Genomic DNA, 16,845 nt, shown 5'->3' with positions numbered 1-16,845 from the left:
ATGGGCGCCCGCACGGTGCTGCAGTCCGCTGACATCACGCGCGCGATGACGCGCATCGCCCACGAGGTCCTCGAGGCGAACCACGGCGGCTCGGACCTCGTCCTGCTCGGCATCCCGACGCGCGGCGCCGTCCTCGCCGAGCGCCTCGCACGGGTGCTCGAGTCGATCGAGACGGGCGCCGGCACGGTCGGCACCCTGGACGTCACCATGCACCGTGACGACCTCGGCCGGGGCATCGGTCGCGCGCCGCACCGGACCGTCATCCCGGCGAGCGGCATCGACGGCAAGGTCGTCGTGCTCGTCGACGACGTGCTCTACAGCGGCCGGACCGTGCGCGCCGCGCTCGACGCGCTGCAGACGATCGGGAGGCCCAGGGCCGTCCGCCTCGCCGTCCTGGTGGACCGGGGGCACCGGGAACTCCCGATCCGGGCCGACCACGTGGGCAAGAACCTGCCGACCGCGGCGGACGAGCGCATCTCGCTCCACCTCGCCGAGACCGACGGTGTCGACGAGGTCGTCATCGAGGGTGCCCGGACCGCGCCCGAGGTCACCGTCCGATGAGGCACCTGCTGTCCACCCGGGACCTCCCGCGTGCCGAGGCCATCGAGGTGCTCGACGTCGCCGAGGAGATGGCCGACACCGGCACCCGCGAGGTCCGCAAGCTCCCGGCGCTCCGCGGCAAGACCGTCGTGAACCTGTTCTTCGAGGACTCCACCCGGACGCGCATCTCGTTCGAGGCGGCCGCCAAGCGACTGTCCGCCGACGTCATCAACTTCGCGGCGAAGGGATCGAGCGTCTCGAAGGGGGAGTCGCTCAAGGACACCGTGCAGACGCTCGGAGCGATGGGGGTCGACGGCATCGTCATCCGCCACGGAGCGTCGGGCGCCCCGCGCGTGCTCGCCGACAGCGCCTGGGTCGACGCGGCCGTCGTGAACGCCGGGGACGGCACCCACGAGCACCCGACACAGGCCCTCCTCGACGCGTTCACCATGCGCCGTCGGATCCACGGCGCCGACTCGCGGGGCCGGGACCTCGACGGGGTGCGGGTCCTCATCGTCGGCGACGTGCTGCACTCCCGGGTCGCCCGCTCGAACGCGTGGCTGCTCCGCACGCTCGGTGCGCACGTGACCTTCGCGGCACCGCCCACGCTCCTGCCGGTCACGCCACGGCCGTTCGGTGCCGCGGTGCACCACGACCTCGACGCCGCGCTGGCGGAGGCCCCGGACGTCGTCATGATGCTCCGGGTGCAGCAGGAGCGCATGCACGACGCGTTCTTCCCGAACCCCCGCGAGTACACGCGGCACTACGGCCTCACCGCGGGACGCTTCGCGGCGCTGCCGGATCGGACCATCGTCATGCACCCCGGGCCGATGAACCGCGGTCTCGAGATCGCGGGCATCGCGGCCGACGACCCCCGGTCGACCGTCGTCGAGCAGGTCGCGAACGGTGTGTCGGTCCGGATGGCCGTGCTCTACCTCTGCCTCACCGGAGGGGACCGCACGGGTGCCCCGACGACGAGCACCCCGACCGCCGAGGAGGCGACGGCATGACGACCACCCACCTGATCCGCGGCGGCACCCTCGCCGACGGAACCCGAGCCGACGTCCTCCTGCGCGCTGGCCGCATCGCGGAGGTCGGCGCGCGGGTCGACGCAGGGTCGGCGCAGGTCGTGGACGCCGACGGCCTGCTCGTCCTGCCCGGGCTCGTCGACCTGCACACGCACCTCCGCGAGCCGGGCTTCGAGGAGTCCGAGACGGTCCTGACCGGGTCGCGCGCGGCGGCCGTCGGTGGGTTCACCGCGGTCAACGCCATGGCGAACTCCTCGCCCGTCGCCGACACCGCCGGTGTGGTGGAGCAGGTGCAGGCGCTCGGCGACGCCGCCGGCTACGTGACCGTCCGCCCGATCGGGGCCGTGTCCCAGGGGCTCCAGGGCGCGCAGCTGTCCGAGATCGGCGCGATGGCGACCTCCCGAGCGCGGGTGCGGGTGTTCTCCGACGACGGCTCGTGCGTCTCGGACCCGCTCCTCATGCGTCGGGCGCTCGAGTACATCACGGGCTTCGGCGGCGTCCTGGCGCAGCACGCCCAGGAACCGCGTCTGACGATCGGCGCGCAGATGAACGAGGGCGCGCTCTCGTCCGAGCTCGGGCTCGCCGGGTGGCCCGCGGTCGCCGAGGAGGCGATCATCGCCCGCGACGTCCTCCTCGCGGACCACGTCGGCGCGCGGCTGCACGTCTGCCACGTGTCGACCGCCGGCAGCGTCGAGGTCATCCGGTGGGCGAAGTCCCGCGGGATCGCCGTGACGGCCGAGGTCACACCGCACCACCTCCTCCTCACCGAGGACCTCATCGCCGGGGGCCCGGACGGCGTCGACGGCTACGACGCCCGGTACAAGGTGAACCCGCCGCTGCGCCGTCGCGAGGACGTCGAGGCGCTGCGATCCGCGCTGGCCGACGGCACGATCGACATCGTGGCCACCGACCACGCTCCGCACACCGACGAGGCGAAGTGCTGCGAGTGGCCGGCCGCGGCGAACGGCATGGTCGGGCTCGAGTCGGCGCTCAGCGTCGTGCACGAGTCCGTGGTCGCCACGGGTGGTCTCGACTGGGCGGACGTGACGCGCGTGTTGTCCTCGGCGCCCGCGCGGATCGGGCAGGTGGCCGGCCAGGGGCAGGCGATCACGGCGGGCGCACCGGCCGAGGTACTGCTCTACGACCCCGCAGCGTCGCGGACGTTCCAGCGGCAGGACCTGGCGGGCCAGTCGACGAACTCCCCGTACCTCGGCATGCGCCTGCCCGGACGGGTGGTGGCGACGTTCCACCACGGCTCCGCGACGGTCCTCGACGGCCGTGCGGTCGACGCCGAGCGCGTCGCGGCAGCGGCGCGCGCCGCGACGGCGGTGTCGGCATGACCTGGTCCACGGAGGCCGTGATCCTCCTCGTGATCGTCGCGCTGCTCGTCGTGATGGCGCGGACGTGGCGGCGGCGAGGACGCGGGCAGGACGCGGTCGTGCCTCCCGTCCCGGTGCCCCCGGGACTGCACACGGCGCTCGGCTCCTGGGACGGCCTGTACGTGGCGACGACCCGCGCCGACCAGCCGCTCGAGCGGATCGTCGGCGGAGGCCTCGGGTTCCGTGGGCGCGCCGCGCTCAGGGTCCACGACGAGGGCGTCGTGCTCTCGATCGCCGGCGAACCCGAGCGGTTCGTGGATCGTCGTGCAGTCCGCGGGGCGGACCGCGCCACCTGGACGATCGACCGCGTCGTCGAGCGCGGCGGACTCGTCCGACTGCGATGGCGGGCGACCGGCGCCGCAGGTGCGACGGACCTCGACAGCTACTTCCGGTTCCCCTCGGGTGATGCGGCTCCGCTCGCGGCCCTGCGGGAACTGACCCAGACGACCAGCCCGGTGACGGGCGAGCGAGGCCCGGACACGGGCGACGGAGGAGAACCGACACGATGACAACACGCGAACGGGCACTGCTCGTCCTCGAGGACGGCACCCGCTACGAGGGCTGGGCCTACGGCGCCCGCGGCCGCACGCTCGGCGAGGTCGTGTTCGCCACCGGCATGACGGGGTACCAGGAGACCCTGACGGACCCGTCGTACGCCGGCCAGATCGTCGTGCAGACGGCACCGCACATCGGCAACACGGGTGTGAACGACGAGGACCCCGAGTCCGGTCGGATCTGGGTGGCGGGCTACGTGGTGCGGGACCCGAGCCGCATCGTGTCGAACCACCGCGCGAACGCGAGCCTCGACGACCACCTCGAGCGTGACGGCATCGTCGGGATCTCCGGCATCGACACGCGGGCGGTCACCCGCCGGATCCGCGACGCCGGGGCCATGAAGGGCGGCGTGTTCAGCGGCGCGGACGCGGACCTCGGACCCGACGAGCAGCTCCGTGTCGTGCGCGAGCAGACCGACATGACGGGCCAGAACCTCTCCGCGGCCGTCTCGACCCGCGAGGAGTACGTGCTCGAGCCGGAGGGCGACCGCATCGGGACCCTCGCGGTGCTCGACCTCGGGGTGAAGACCTCGACTCTGCGGTACCTGGCGGCGCGCGGATTCGAGGTCCACGTGCTGCCGCAGGACGTCTCGATCGACCGGCTGCGCGAACTCGACCCCGACGCCCTGTTCTACTCGAACGGCCCCGGCGACCCGGCGGCCTCGGACGCCCAGGTCGCGCTCCTCCGTGAGACCCTGCGTGACGGCCGGCCGTTCTTCGGCATCTGCTTCGGCAACCAGCTGCTCGGTCGGGCGCTCGGGTTCGGGACGTACAAGCTCCCGTTCGGGCACCGCGGCATCAACCAGCCCGTCCTCGACACGACGACCGGGCGGGTCGAGATCACGAGCCAGAACCACGGCTTCGCGGTGGACGCACCCGTCGGCGAGGTGCTCGAGTCGCCGATCGGCTTCGGACGGGTCGAGGTGAGCCACTTCAGCCTCAACGACAACGTCGTCGAGGGCCTGCGCGCGCTCGACATCCCCGCGTTCAGCGTGCAGTACCACCCCGAGGCCGCGGCGGGCCCGCACGACAGCATGTACCTGTTCGACCGGTTCCGGGACATGGTGATCGCCCGGCGCGAGGGGCGTCCGCTCGACGCCGCCACGGCCGCCGCCACCACGCCCGCCGCCGACCCGACGCACGACCGGCCGAGCGACAGCTCGGCCACCACGACCGGAAGCAGCAACGACTGATGCCCAAGCGCCCCGACATCACATCCGTCCTCGTCATCGGCTCCGGGCCGATCGTCATCGGGCAGGCCGCCGAGTTCGACTACTCCGGCACCCAGGCGTGCCGCGTCCTGCGCGCCGAGGGCGTCCGGGTCGTCCTCGTCAACCCCAACCCGGCGACGATCATGACCGACCCGGACTTCGCCGACGCCACGTACATCGAGCCGATCACGAACGACTCGCTCGAGGAGATCATCAAGATCGAGCGCCCGGACGCCGTGCTCCCGACGCTCGGCGGACAGACGGCCCTCAACGCGGCGATCGCGCTCGACGAGGCCGGCATCCTCGAGCGCTACGGCGTCGAGCTCATCGGCGCCAAGGTCGACGCGATCCAGCGCGGTGAGGACCGGCAGCTCTTCAAGCAGCTCGTGCTCGAGTCCGGTGCCGACGTGGCCCGGAGCCACATCGCCCACACCGTCGACGAGGCCAAGGCGTTCGCGCTCGATCTCGGCTACCCGCTCGTCATCCGCCCGTCCTTCACGATGGGTGGTCTCGGTTCCGGGTTCGCCTACACCGAGGACGAGCTCGTCCGCATGGTGGGGGACGGCCTCCACGCGAGCCCCACGACCGAGGTCCTGCTCGAGGAGTCGATCCTGGGCTGGAAGGAGTACGAGCTCGAGCTCATGCGCGACCACGCCGACAACACGGTGGTCGTCTGCTCGATCGAGAACGTCGACCCCGTCGGCGTGCACACCGGCGACTCCATCACCGTCGCGCCCGCCCTGACGCTGACCGACCGCGAGTTCCAGAACCTGCGGAACATCGGCATCGACATCATCCGTCGGGTCGGGGTCGACACCGGCGGCTGCAACATCCAGTTCGCGGTCGACCCGGCGACCGGCCGGGTCATCGTGATCGAGATGAACCCGCGGGTGTCCCGCTCGAGCGCGCTCGCGTCGAAGGCGACCGGGTTCCCGATCGCGAAGATCGCGGCGAAGCTCGCCATCGGGTACCGCCTCGACGAGATCCCGAACGACATCACCCAGAAGACGCCGGCGAGCTTCGAGCCGACGCTCGACTACGTCGTGGTCAAGGTGCCGCGGTTCGCGTTCGAGAAGTTCCCCGCGGCCGACGCGACGCTCACGACGACGATGAAGAGCGTCGGCGAGGCCATGGCGATCGGACGCAACTACGCGCAGGCACTGCAGAAGGCGCTGCGCAGCCTCGAGAAGCGCGGATCGAGCTTCCACTGGCCTGCGGAGCCGGGCGACAAGGACGTCCTGCTCGCGGCCTCCCGGGTGCCGACCGACGGTCGCATCGTGACGGTGCAGCAGGCGCTCCTCGCGGGTGCAACGGCGGGGGAGGTCTTCGCGGCGACGGGGATCGACCCGTGGTTCGTCGACCAGATCGTGCTCATCAACGAGGTCGCTGCCGAGGTCCGCGGGGCGTCGACGCTCGACGCGGGCACGGTCCGGTGGGCCAAGCAGCACGGCTTCAGCGACGCCCAGATCGCGGAGCTCCGCGGGACCGACGAGCAGTCCGTGCGGGCGACCCGCCACGAGCTCGGGATCCGCCCCGTGTTCAAGACGGTCGACACCTGCGCCGGGGAGTTCCCGGCCCTGACGCCGTACCACTACTCGAGCTACGACGCCGAGACCGAGGTCGCGCCGAGCGACCGCAAGAAGGTCGTCATCCTCGGTTCTGGTCCGAACCGGATCGGGCAGGGCGTCGAGTTCGACTACTCGTGCGTGCACGCGTCCTTCGCACTCGCGGCCGCCGGCTTCGAGACGATCATGGTGAACTGCAACCCCGAGACCGTGTCGACCGACTACGACACCTCGGACCGCCTCTACTTCGAGCCGTTGACCGCCGAGGACGTCCTCGAGGTCATCGAGGCCGAGGCGGCGTCGGGCGAGCTGGTCGGCGTCGTCGTGCAGCTCGGCGGGCAGACCGCGCTCGGGCTCGCGAAGCCGCTCGAGGCCGCCGGCATCCCGATCCTCGGCACGAGCCCGCGGTCGATCGACCTGGCCGAGGAGCGGGGGCTGTTCTCCGGCATCCTCGACGAGGCCGGGCTGGTGGCCCCGCGGAACGGCACGGCGCACGACCTCGAGAGCGCGACCGCCGTGGCCGAGGAGATCGGCTACCCCGTGCTCGTCCGTCCGTCGTTCGTCCTCGGTGGTCGCGGCATGGAGATCGTGTACGACAGCCCCTCGCTCGTCGACTACTTCGACCGCGTCGCCGACCAGGCGATCATCGGCCCGGATCTGCCGTTGCTCGTGGACCGGTTCCTGGACGACGCCGTGGAGATCGATGTCGACGCGTTGTTCGACGGCCAGCGGCTCTACATCGGCGGGGTGATGGAGCACATCGAGGAGGCCGGGATCCACTCCGGCGACTCGAGCTGCACCCTGCCGCCGGTGGGCCTCGGTCGTGCCGAGATCGACGCGGTCCGCGCGGCGACCGAGCGGATCGCCCGCGGGGTCGGCGTGGCGGGTCTCCTCAACGTGCAGTTCGCGATCGCGGCCGGTGTGCTCCACGTCATCGAGGCGAACCCCCGTGCGAGCCGGACCGTCCCCTTCGTGTCGAAGGCGCTCGGCATCCCGCTGGCCAAGGCGGCGGCGCGCGTCATGACCGGCAGCTCGATCGACGACCTCGTCGCCGAGGGTCTCCTCCCCGAGCGTGACGGCTCGGTCGTCCCGATGGAGGCCCCGATCGCGGTCAAGGAGGCCGTGCTGCCCTTCCGGCGGTTCCGGACCCGCGACGGTCAGGTCGTGGACAGCGTGCTCAGCCCCGAGATGCGGTCCACCGGCGAGGTCATGGGCATCGACCGCGACTTCCCGCGGGCGTTCCTCAAGAGCCAGATCGCCGCGTACGGCGGTCTGCCCACCTCGGGCACGGTGTTCGTCAGCGTCGCGGACACGGACAAGCGGGCCATCGTCCTGCCGGTGCACCGCCTCCAGCAGCTCGGGTTCACGATCATCGCGACCGAGGGCACCGCCGAGATCCTGCGCCGCAACGGGATCGACGTCCGCGTGGTCGGCAAGTACAGCCAGGGTGGCGAGAACGTCGTCGACCTCCTGGCCCGCGACGAGGTCGACATCGTCATCAACACGCCGAGCGGGGCGGCCGGTCGCGCGGACGGGTACGAGATCCGCGCCGCGACCGTGGCGGCGGACAAGCCGCTCTTCACGACCATCGCGCAGCTCGGTGCGGCGGTCGCGGCGATCGAGACGATCGGCACCCCGCACAGCGTGCGCAGCCTCCAGGACTACGCCCTCGAGCGGGCGACCTGGTGACCGACGAGGCGACCGCTCCGTCGGCTCGGACGGGAGGCGCGACACGGTTCGGTGCGCGCCTCCGGTCCGCCATGGGGGAGCGGTCGCCGCTGTGCGTCGGGATCGACCCGCATGCCGCGACGCTCCGCGCCTGGGGACTCCCGCGGAACGAGGCCGGTCTGACCGCGTTCGGCGCGGTGCTCGTCGACGCCGCCGTGGGCCGCGCCGCCGCGGTGAAGCCCCAGGTCGCGTTCTTCGAGATCGCCGGCGCCGCCGGCTACCGGGCGCTCGAGGCCACGGTCCGGCGCGCACGGGACGCCGGCCTCCTCGTCATCGCGGACGCGAAACGCGGGGACATCGGGTCGACGGGGGACGACTACGCCGCCGCGTGGCTCGACCCCTCCTCGCCGCTCGCGTCCGACGCCCTGACGGTGTCCCCGTACCTCGGGTTCGGCGCCCTCGCCGGCACGCTCGACGTCGCGGCGGCGGCGGGGGCGGGCGTGTTCGTCCTGGCCGCCACGAGCAACCCCGAGGGCCGGGTCCTGCAGACCGCCGTGGTGCAGGAGGGGCCCCGTTCCGGGTCGTCCGTCGCCGCCGGTATCGTTCTGGACGTGGCAGACGAGAACCGACGCAGGGCAGGGGAGCACACGGGCGGGCCGGGGGAGCTCGGCTCGGTCGGACTGGTCATCGGCGCGACGCTCGACCTCGCCGACTTCGGTCTCCGCAGGGACGCCGTGGGGTCGGCACCGGTGCTCGCGCCGGGGTTCGGCGCGCAGGGGGCCCGGATCGAGGACCTCCGGGAGCGCTTCGGCGCCGTCGCCGACCAGGTCCTCGTGAACGAGTCGCGTGGCCTGCTGGCGTCCGGTCCCGACGGGGTCCAGGACGAGGTCGCCGCGCGGGTCGACCGCATCGCGGCGGCGCTCGCGTGAACGTGGACGGCACGGGCAACGAGGACGTCCCCCCGGGCGGGGCGTCCGGCCCTCGCGGGTCCCGGCCGCCCGAGGTCGACCGCGCCGCGGCCGCCCGGGCCGCGGTCGCCGCACGCCGGGCGCGGGCAGCCGTGAAGGCCGACGTGGCCTCCGGTGCCCGGTCCGGGCTCGACGTCGCGCGGGCTGCCTGGGGGAGCGACGCGGCCACCGCGGAGCAGTCGCTCCGCGTCCGCGACCTCCTGACGAGCCTCCCGGGCATCGGTCCGGCGCGTGCCGAGAGCGTCATGGCCACGCTCCGCATCGCACCGACGAAGCGGCTGGGCGGCCTCGGCACGCGGCAGCGCGGGGAACTCGCGGACTGGCTGGCGTCGCGGTCCGGTCGTCGCCGACGCGCCTCGCGGCTCGTCGTGCTCGCCGGGCCCACCGCGGTCGGCAAGGGCACGGTCTCGGCGTACATCCGGGAACACCACCCGGAGGTGCTCCTCAGCGTCTCCGCGACGACCCGGGCACCGCGCCCGGGCGAGGTCGACGGCGTCCACTACTACTTCGTCGACGACGCCGAGTTCGACCGGATGGTCCGCGAGCGCGAACTCCTGGAGTGGGCGACGGTCCACAACTCCTACCGGTACGGCACGCCCCGACCGCCCATCGACCGCGCGCTCGACCAGGGGCGCAACGTGCTGCTCGAGATCGACCTGCAGGGTGCGCGGCAGGTCCGCGCCGCGATGCCCGAGGCGCTCCTGGTGTTCCTGCTCCCGCCGACGTGGGAGGAACTCGTCCGGCGGCTCATCGGGCGGGGGACCGAGAGCCCCGCGGAGCAGCAACGGCGGCTCGACACGGCGAAGGTGGAGCTCGCCGCCCAGGACGAGTTCGACGTCCGGATCGTGAACTCCGATGTCCGTACCGCTGCGCAGGAGGTCGTAGACTTGTTCTCCGCGCCGTGACCCGGCGCTCGTCAACCTACCGAGGAGCTCCCATGGCCGACCGTTCCCAGGGCATCATCGATCCGCCCATCGACGACCTGCTCGCCAAGGTCGAGTCGAAGTACGCGCTCGTCATCTTCGCGTCGAAGCGTGCGCGGCAGATCAACGACTACTACGCCGACCTGCACGAGGGCAGCCTGTTCGACAACGTCGGCCCGCTCGTCGACTCGACCATCGACGACAAGCCGCTGTCGGTCGCGCTCCACGAGATCAACGAGAACAAGCTGACTGCCACGCCGCAGACGCCCGACGCCTGATCCGTGACGTCCGCACTCCGCCTCTTCACCTCCGAGTCGGTCACCGAGGGGCACCCGGACAAGATCTGTGACCAGATCTCGGACCGCATCCTCGACGCGCTCCTGACCGTCGACCCCCACGCCCGAGTCGCGGTGGAGACCCTCGTGACGACCGGTCTCGTGCACGTCGCGGGCGAGGTCACGACCGCCGGCTACGTCGACATCCCCACGATCGTGCGCGACGTCATCACCGGCATCGGGTACGACTCGTCCGAGGTCAGCTTCGACGGCCACACCTGCGGGGTCGAGGTCTCGATCGGCTCGCAGTCGCCCGACATCGCGCAGGGCGTCGACGACGCGCTCGAGGCCCGGACGGGCGCGACGGATCCGCTCGATCGCCAGGGTGCCGGTGACCAGGGCATCATGTTCGGCTACGCGACGAACGAGACGCCCGAGTACATGCCGGTCGCCATCTGGATCGCACACCGGCTCGCCGAGCGCCTCGCCGCGGTCCGCAAGTCGGGCGAGTTGCCGTACCTCCGACCCGACGGCAAGACGCAGGTGACGATCGGGTACGACGGCGTGACCCCGCGGACCGTCGAGACCGTCGTGCTGTCGACCCAGCACGCGCCGACCGTGTCGCTCGAGCAACTCACCGTCGACATCACGGCCCGGGTGATCCGCCCCGTGCTCGACACGGTCGCGCTGGACTCGAGCGCCGTGGACGTCATCGTGAACCCGACCGGCCGCTTCGAGATCGGCGGTCCCCAGGGCGACGCGGGGCTGACGGGCCGGAAGGTCATCGTGGACACCTACGGCGGCGCCTCGCGGCACGGTGGTGGTGCCTTCAGCGGCAAGGACCCGTCGAAGGTGGACCGTTCGGCCGCGTACGCCCTGCGGTGGGTCGCGAAGAACGCGGTGGCCGCCGGTCTCGCCGACCGGCTCGAGGTCCAGGTCGCCTACGCGATCGGCCGCGCCGCCCCGGTCGGGCTGTACGTCGAGTCCTTCGGGACCGGCCACGTGGACGACGCCGTGATCGTCGACGCCATCCGGGCGGTCTTCGACCTGCGGCCCGCGGCGATCATCCGCGACCTCGACCTGCTCCGCCCCACGTACGCCGCGACGGCGACCTACGGACACTTCGGTCGGGAGCTCCCCGGGTTCACCTGGGAGGCCCTCGACCGTGTCGAGGCGCTGCGGGTCGCCGCCGGGCTCGTGACGGCCGGGGTCTGACGGTCCGTCGTGCCGGAGGACGCGCCAGCGCCCGCTGAAGCGGCGCGGTCCCCGCGCGCGGCCGCGCGGCCGCCCCTGCCCGGCGCCCCAACGGTGCCGACGGTCGAGGCCGCGGCGTCGCCCGTGCCCGCGGGCACGGCGTCGCCCGCGTCCGCGACCCCGCGGATCGCACGCGTCGTCCTCGACTCACCGCTCCCGCAGCTCGACCGGTTGTTCGACTACCGCATCCCGGACGCGATGCGCGAGGCGTGCCTCCCGGGTGTCCGGGTGCGCGTCCCGCTCCGCACGGGTGCCCGGATCGCGGACGCCTTCGTCGTCGAGGTCGCCACCGAGGGCTCGTTCCCCGGCGACCTCAGTCCGCTCGAGGAGGTCGTGTCGCCCGTCCCGGTCCTGGCGCCGGAGGTCTGGCGGCTGGCGCGCGCCGTCGCGGACCGCGCGGCGGGGGTGGCGAGCGACGTCCTCCGGTTGGCGGTGCCACCGCGTCAGGTGCGCGCCGAGAAGGCGTTCCTCGCACGGGACACCACCACGGTGCCGCCGGTCGTCACCGCGCCGGTGGTGACGGCGTACCCGGAGGGCCGCGTGGAGGCCCTGCTCGAGGACGGCGGCCGCGCCGCGATGACCGCGATCGCGCATCCGGTGCGGCTGCCGGGCGACTCCTGGGTGGACGGGTGGGCGCGCACCTTCGCCGAGGCGGCGGCCCGGGTGCTCGCGTCGGAGCGGACCGCGATCCTCGTGGTGCCGGACTTCCGGGATCTCGCCGAGGTCGAGCGCGCCGTCGCCGCCTTCGTCCCCGCGGAGCGCGTGGTGCGGTTCGACGCGCGGCAGACGAACGGGCAGCGCGCCCGCGCACTCCTGACGGCCCGGTCGGGTCCGGTCGTCGTCGTCGGCAACCGCGCGGCGGTGTACGCACCGGCCGAGCGCCTCGGGTTGCTCGCCGTCTGGGACGACGGCGACCCCTCGTTCGTCGAGCAACGCGCTCCCTACGTGCACACCCGTGACGCCGTGCTGCTCCGGACCGCGCAGTCGGGGGCGGCCCTGCTGCTCGCAGCGCACGCGCGGAGCACCGACGTCCAACGTCTGGTCGAACTCGGGTGGCTCGACGACGTCCGGCCCGTCCGCGCGGTCGTCCCGCGCGTGGTGCCGACCGCGCAGCAGACGTCCGCGGAGGGCTGGGCCGCGCACGCCCGGATCCCGTCCGCGGCCTGGCGTGCGGCACGCGAGGCCAGCCGTACCGGTCCTGTGCTCGTGCAGGTGGCGAGTCCGGGGTTCGCGACGGGGCTCGTGTGTGCCGACTGCGGCGACCGGGCCCGCTGTCCGCGGTGCGGGGGACCCCTCGGCCGGGCGACGTCGTCCGGCGTGCCGCAGTGCCGCTGGTGCGGGGCCCTGGCGGTCGGGTACCGGTGTCCCACCTGCCAGGGGTCCACGCTCCGTCCGGTCGGCCACGGCGCGCAGCGCACCGCGGACGAGCTGGGACGGGCGTTCCCCGGGACGCGGATCGTCGTCGCCGACGGCGCCCGTCCGGTGGACGAGGTCGACGACCGACCCGCCGTCGTGGTCGCGACCCGCGGCGCCGAACCGTCGACGCCCGGCGGGTACGCGTGCGTCCTCCTGCTCGACGGCGAGCGCATGCTCGCCCGCGAGGGCCTGCGCGTCGCCGAGGACGTCCTCCGGGTCTGGGCGAACGCGGCGGCCCGGACGGCGCGCGGCGGCACGACGTTCCTCGTCGGCGTCGGCGGACGGCTGGCGACGGCGATGGCCACGTGGCGGCTCGAGGTCCCGGCGCACGACGAGCTCGCCGACCGCCGGGTCCTGCACTTCCCGCCCGCCGTCCGCGTGGCGACGCTGACCGGGACGGACGAGGCGGTGGCCGCCGCGGTCGAGGCGCTCGGCGACGCCCTCGTCGGGCCCGTGCTCGGTCCGGTGGCCGTCGACGACCCCGTACCCGGGACGGTCCGGACGATCGTGCGGTTCCCGTACGCGCACGGCACCGAGGTCGCGGCGACGCTCAAGGCCGAGGTGATCCGGCGGTCGTCGACCCGTCGGGTGCTGCCCGGGGGCAACCGTCGCCGCGCCGCACCTACACTCAGGGTGCGGCTCGACGACGTCGAACCGTTCTCCGAGGGCCCCTGAGCCCCCTCCACCGACCACCACCCGGAGTCCATGCGTCTCGTCGTCGCGGGCAGCCCCGCAGCCGCCGTCCCCACCCTCCGTCGCCTCGCCGCGACGGACCACGAGATCGTCGCCGTCCTGACCCGGCCTCCGACGCCGCAGGGCCGTAAGCGCGTGCTCACCCCGACCCCGGTCGCGGTCGCCGCCGAGGAACTCGGGCTCCCCGTGATCACGGCGTCCCGCGTGGACGCCGACGTCACGGAGCGACTCCGTCTCCTCGGACCGGACCTCGGCGTCATCGTCGCGTACGGTGCGTTGCTGCGTCGTGCCGCCCTCGACGTCCCGCGACACGGCTGGCTCAACCTGCACTTCTCGTCGCTCCCGGCCTTCCGGGGCGCTGCGCCCGTCCAGCGCGCCGTCATGGCGGGCGAGCGGTCGACCGCGGCGACCGTGTTCCGCCTCGTCGAGGAGCTCGACGCCGGACCGGTGTACGCCTCCGAGCCGTTCCCGATCGGGCCCGACGCGACGGCCGGCGAGGTCCTCGCCGCCATGGCCGAGACGGGCGCCGAGCTCGTCGCGCGCGTCGTCGACGACGTCGCGGCGGGCCGCGCGGTCGGCGTCGCGCAGGTGGGCGAACCCACCACGGCTCCGAAGACGACCTCCGCCGATGGCCACGTCGCCTTCGACCGTCCGGCTGCGGTCGTGCACGCCCACGTGCGCGGGGTGACGCCGGAACCGGGCGCGTACGCCTACCTCGGTGCCACGAGGGTCAAGCTGCTCCGGACCGCCCGCACGACACCGACGACACGGCCGGCAGGCCTGGTGACGACGACCGAGGAGCTCGCACCCGGTGCGCTCGGGCTGGTCGGCGGCGCGCTCCGTGTGGGCACCGCGACCGAGCCGCTCGAGCTCCTCGAGGTGCAGCCGGCCGGTGGGCGTCCGATGCCCGGCGCGTCGTGGGCCCGCGGTCTCGGGGACCTCACGTCGGCGGTGCTCGCGTGACACCCACGACGCCCGAGGGCAGCGGCTGGGGGAACCGCGGTGCGGGGACGAGCGCCCGGCGCGTGGCGCTCGACGTGCTCCGTGCGGTCCAGGCGGACGACGCGTACGCGAACCTGTTGCTCCCGGTCCGCATCCGACGCGCGGGGCTCTCCGCCCGGGACGCCGGCTTCGCGACGGAGCTGACGTACGGCACCATCCGGATGATCGGCACGTACGACGCGATCATCGAGGCGGCGTCCGGGCGCCAGGTCGCGAACATCGAGGCCGACGTGCTCGACGTCCTCCGCCTCGGCGTCCACCAGCTCGTCGGGATGCGCGTGCCGTCCCACGCGGCCGTGTCGCAGACGGTCGACCTCACCCGGGCGATCGGAGCGCGTCGGGCGAGCGGGTTCGTCAACGCCGTGCTCCGGAAGGTCGGTGGGCGCGACGCGGACGGCTGGGACGCCGAGATCACCCGCGGCCTGACGGGCGACGACCTGCTCGCGAGGCGCTGGTCACACCCGCGCTGGGTCGTCGGTGCCCTCCGCGACGCCCTCGCCGCCGAGCGCGCCCGCGACGAGCTCGTCGCCCTGCTCGCGGCCGACAACGTGCCGGCCGGTGTGACCCTGGCGGCGCTGCCCGGGCTCGTCGTACCCGGCGACGTGTTGCCGGATGCCGAGGCGGAGCCTCCCGTCTCGCCGGTCGGGGTCCGCGGAGTCGCCGGGGACCCGTCGCGGGTCCCCGCGGTCGCCGACGGCCGAGCGCGGGTGCAGGACGAGGGGTCGCAGCTCGCTGCGCTCGCGTTGACCCGCTCGTCGGCCATCGCTCCGGGGGAGCGTTGGCTCGACCTCTGCGCCGGCCCGGGCGGCAAGGCCGCGCTGCTCGCCGCGGAGGCCCGGGTCGCCGGCGCCACGCTCGTCGCCAACGAGCTCGTCCCGGCGCGTGCGGGACTCGTCCGATCGGCGCTCGAACGCTTCACCGACACCGTGACGGTCACCGAGGGCGACGGCCGCCGGTTCGGACGCCCTGGAGAGGCCGGACCCACTGCCCCCGGCGGCTACGACCGCGTCCTGCTCGACGCGCCGTGCACGGGCCTCGGCGCCCTCCGTCGTCGACCGGAGGCGCGATGGCGGAAGGACCCGGAGGACGTCTCGGAGCTCGCGGTGGTGCAGGCGGAACTGCTGGACGCCGCCGTCGCGTCGCTCGCACCGGGCGGCACGCTGGCGTACGTGACGTGCTCGCCACACCTCGCCGAGACCCGTGGGCAGGTGGACGCGCTCCTCGCCCGGCACGGCGACGTCCTCGAGCAGCTCGACACGGCGTCCGTGGTGCGGAGCATCGCCGCGCGGGACCCGCAGGTCGCCGACGGCGCCACCGTCCAGCTCTGGCCGCACCGCATCGGCACGGACGCGATGTTCATCGCCCTCCTGCGTCGGCGCTGACGGGGCGGGAGCGGCTCCGCCCCGTCGTCGCGCTCCGGGCGCTCCCGGTACGCTCGTCGCGTGACGATCCGCATCGCGCCCAGCATCCTGTCCGCCGACTTCGCCAACCTCGAGCGGGAGCTCGGGCGGATCGCGACGGCGGACATGGTGCACGTGGACGTCATGGATAACCACTTCGTGCCGAACCTGACGATCGGTCTGCCCGTCGTGACGCGGCTGCAGCAGGTCTCGCCCGTCCCGCTCGACGTGCACCTCATGGTCTCCGACGCCGACACCAACGCACCGAAGTACGCCGAGACGGGGGCGGCCAGCGTGACGTTCCACATCGAGGCCGCGACGGATCCCGTGGCCACCGCGGCGGCGATCCGGAGCAATGGCGCTCGCGCGGCCGTGGCGGTCAAGCCCGGGACGGACATCGCGCCCGTGCTCGACCACCTCGACGCGTACGACATGGTGTTGCTCATGACCGTCGAGCCGGGATTCGGCGGTCAGGCGTTCATGCCGCAGGTCATGCCGAAGCTCGCCGCCGCCCGCGCGGCGGTCGCGGCGTCCGGTCTCGACGTGTGGCTCGAGGTCGACGGCGGCATCGCGCTGGACACGGTCGATGAGGCCGTGTCGAACGGCGCCGACACCCTCGTCGCCGGCTCGGCCGTCTACGGCGGGGACCCGGCTGAGCGGATCGCGGCCCTGCGGGCGGCTGCGAGCCGGGTAGCCTGATCGCCGTGAAGACGTTCGATGACCTGTTCGCCGAGCTGTCCGAGAAGGCACGGACGCGTCCCGCGGGGTCGGGGACGGTCGCCGAGCTCGACGCCGGCGTCCACCAGATCGGCAAGAAGATCGTCGAGGAGGCCGCCGAGGTGTGGATGGCCGCCGAGTACGAGGGCGACGTGCGGACCGCCGAGGAGATCTCCCAGCTCCTGTACCACCTGCAGGTCCTGCTCGTCGCGAAGGGCCTGACCCCCGAGGACGTCTACGAGCATCTGTGAG

General features: G+C 73.5%; 15 protein-coding genes. All 15 read left to right on the top strand.

Annotated features, from left to right (window positions below; all coding sequences use genetic code 11):
• Complete coding sequence (gene pyrR, locus DEI86_RS03430; protein WP_181434791.1) at positions 1 to 561, top strand: bifunctional pyr operon transcriptional regulator/uracil phosphoribosyltransferase PyrR; 561 nt, start codon at positions 1 to 3, stop codon at positions 559 to 561.
• The gene (locus tag DEI86_RS03425) at positions 558 to 1,550 is read left to right on the top strand and encodes an aspartate carbamoyltransferase catalytic subunit (RefSeq protein WP_111013251.1); all 993 of its coding nucleotides are present in this window, start codon (positions 558 to 560) and stop codon (positions 1,548 to 1,550) included. The genes pyrR and DEI86_RS03425 overlap by 4 nt, the downstream gene beginning before the upstream one ends.
• Entirely contained in the window at positions 1,547 to 2,908 is a 1,362-nt protein-coding gene (locus DEI86_RS03420; RefSeq protein WP_111048823.1) for a dihydroorotase, read from the top strand. The genes DEI86_RS03425 and DEI86_RS03420 overlap by 4 nt, the downstream gene beginning before the upstream one ends.
• Complete coding sequence (locus tag DEI86_RS03415) at positions 2,905 to 3,456, top strand: hypothetical protein (protein WP_111048822.1); 552 nt, start codon at positions 2,905 to 2,907, stop codon at positions 3,454 to 3,456. The genes DEI86_RS03420 and DEI86_RS03415 overlap by 4 nt, the downstream gene beginning before the upstream one ends.
• On the top strand, positions 3,453 to 4,694 hold the full coding sequence (carA, locus tag DEI86_RS03410) for a glutamine-hydrolyzing carbamoyl-phosphate synthase small subunit (protein ID WP_111048821.1): 1,242 nt from the start codon (positions 3,453 to 3,455) through the stop codon (positions 4,692 to 4,694). Before DEI86_RS03415 ends, carA begins: the two co-directional genes overlap by 4 nt.
• Positions 4,694 to 7,966: a carbamoyl-phosphate synthase large subunit gene (gene carB / locus DEI86_RS03405; protein WP_111009152.1), complete on the top strand. Its 3,273-nt coding sequence runs from the start codon at positions 4,694 to 4,696 to the stop codon at positions 7,964 to 7,966. Before carA ends, carB begins: the two co-directional genes overlap by 1 nt.
• Positions 7,963 to 8,874 (top strand): orotidine-5'-phosphate decarboxylase, encoded by a 912-nt coding sequence (gene pyrF / locus DEI86_RS03400; RefSeq protein WP_258376453.1) that lies wholly within the window; start codon positions 7,963 to 7,965, stop codon positions 8,872 to 8,874. Before carB ends, pyrF begins: the two co-directional genes overlap by 4 nt.
• Before the next feature lie 2 nt (positions 8,875 to 8,876).
• Positions 8,877 to 9,818 carry a guanylate kinase gene (gene gmk, locus DEI86_RS03395; RefSeq protein WP_111025712.1) on the top strand — a complete coding sequence of 314 codons (942 nt, stop codon included), beginning with the start codon at positions 8,877 to 8,879 and terminating at the stop codon, positions 9,816 to 9,818.
• Positions 9,819 to 9,850: 32 nt separating this feature from the next.
• Positions 9,851 to 10,114, top strand: a complete 264-nt coding sequence (gene rpoZ / locus DEI86_RS03390) for a DNA-directed RNA polymerase subunit omega (RefSeq protein ID WP_111009151.1) — start codon at positions 9,851 to 9,853, stop codon at positions 10,112 to 10,114.
• 3 nt (positions 10,115 to 10,117) lie between these two features.
• On the top strand, positions 10,118 to 11,326 hold the full coding sequence (gene metK / locus DEI86_RS03385) for a methionine adenosyltransferase (protein WP_111009150.1): 1,209 nt from the start codon (positions 10,118 to 10,120) through the stop codon (positions 11,324 to 11,326).
• Between the two features lie 93 nt (positions 11,327 to 11,419).
• Positions 11,420 to 13,456, top strand: coding sequence for a primosomal protein N' (locus tag DEI86_RS03380; protein ID WP_258376452.1), 2,037 nt, complete (start codon positions 11,420 to 11,422; stop codon positions 13,454 to 13,456).
• A gap of 30 nt (positions 13,457 to 13,486) precedes the next feature.
• Complete coding sequence (locus DEI86_RS03375) at positions 13,487 to 14,437, top strand: methionyl-tRNA formyltransferase (protein ID WP_111035905.1); 951 nt, start codon at positions 13,487 to 13,489, stop codon at positions 14,435 to 14,437.
• On the top strand, positions 14,434 to 15,858 hold the full coding sequence (locus DEI86_RS03370) for an RsmB/NOP family class I SAM-dependent RNA methyltransferase (RefSeq protein WP_258376451.1): 1,425 nt from the start codon (positions 14,434 to 14,436) through the stop codon (positions 15,856 to 15,858). Before DEI86_RS03375 ends, DEI86_RS03370 begins: the two co-directional genes overlap by 4 nt.
• 60 nt (positions 15,859 to 15,918) lie before the next feature.
• Positions 15,919 to 16,575 (top strand): ribulose-phosphate 3-epimerase, encoded by a 657-nt coding sequence (gene rpe / locus DEI86_RS03365; RefSeq protein ID WP_111025642.1) that lies wholly within the window; start codon positions 15,919 to 15,921, stop codon positions 16,573 to 16,575.
• Between the two features lie 5 nt (positions 16,576 to 16,580).
• Entirely contained in the window at positions 16,581 to 16,844 is a 264-nt protein-coding gene (locus DEI86_RS03360) for a phosphoribosyl-ATP diphosphatase (RefSeq protein WP_111013262.1), read from the top strand.
• Position 16,845: the final 1 nt, after the last annotated feature.

This window comes from Curtobacterium sp. MCBD17_028, from assembly GCF_003234875.1.
In the GTDB taxonomy this organism is placed as follows: domain Bacteria; phylum Actinomycetota; class Actinomycetes; order Actinomycetales; family Microbacteriaceae; genus Curtobacterium.
The sequence above is the reverse complement of the archived record's forward strand: the minus strand, read 5'-3'. Positions and strand labels throughout refer to the sequence as shown.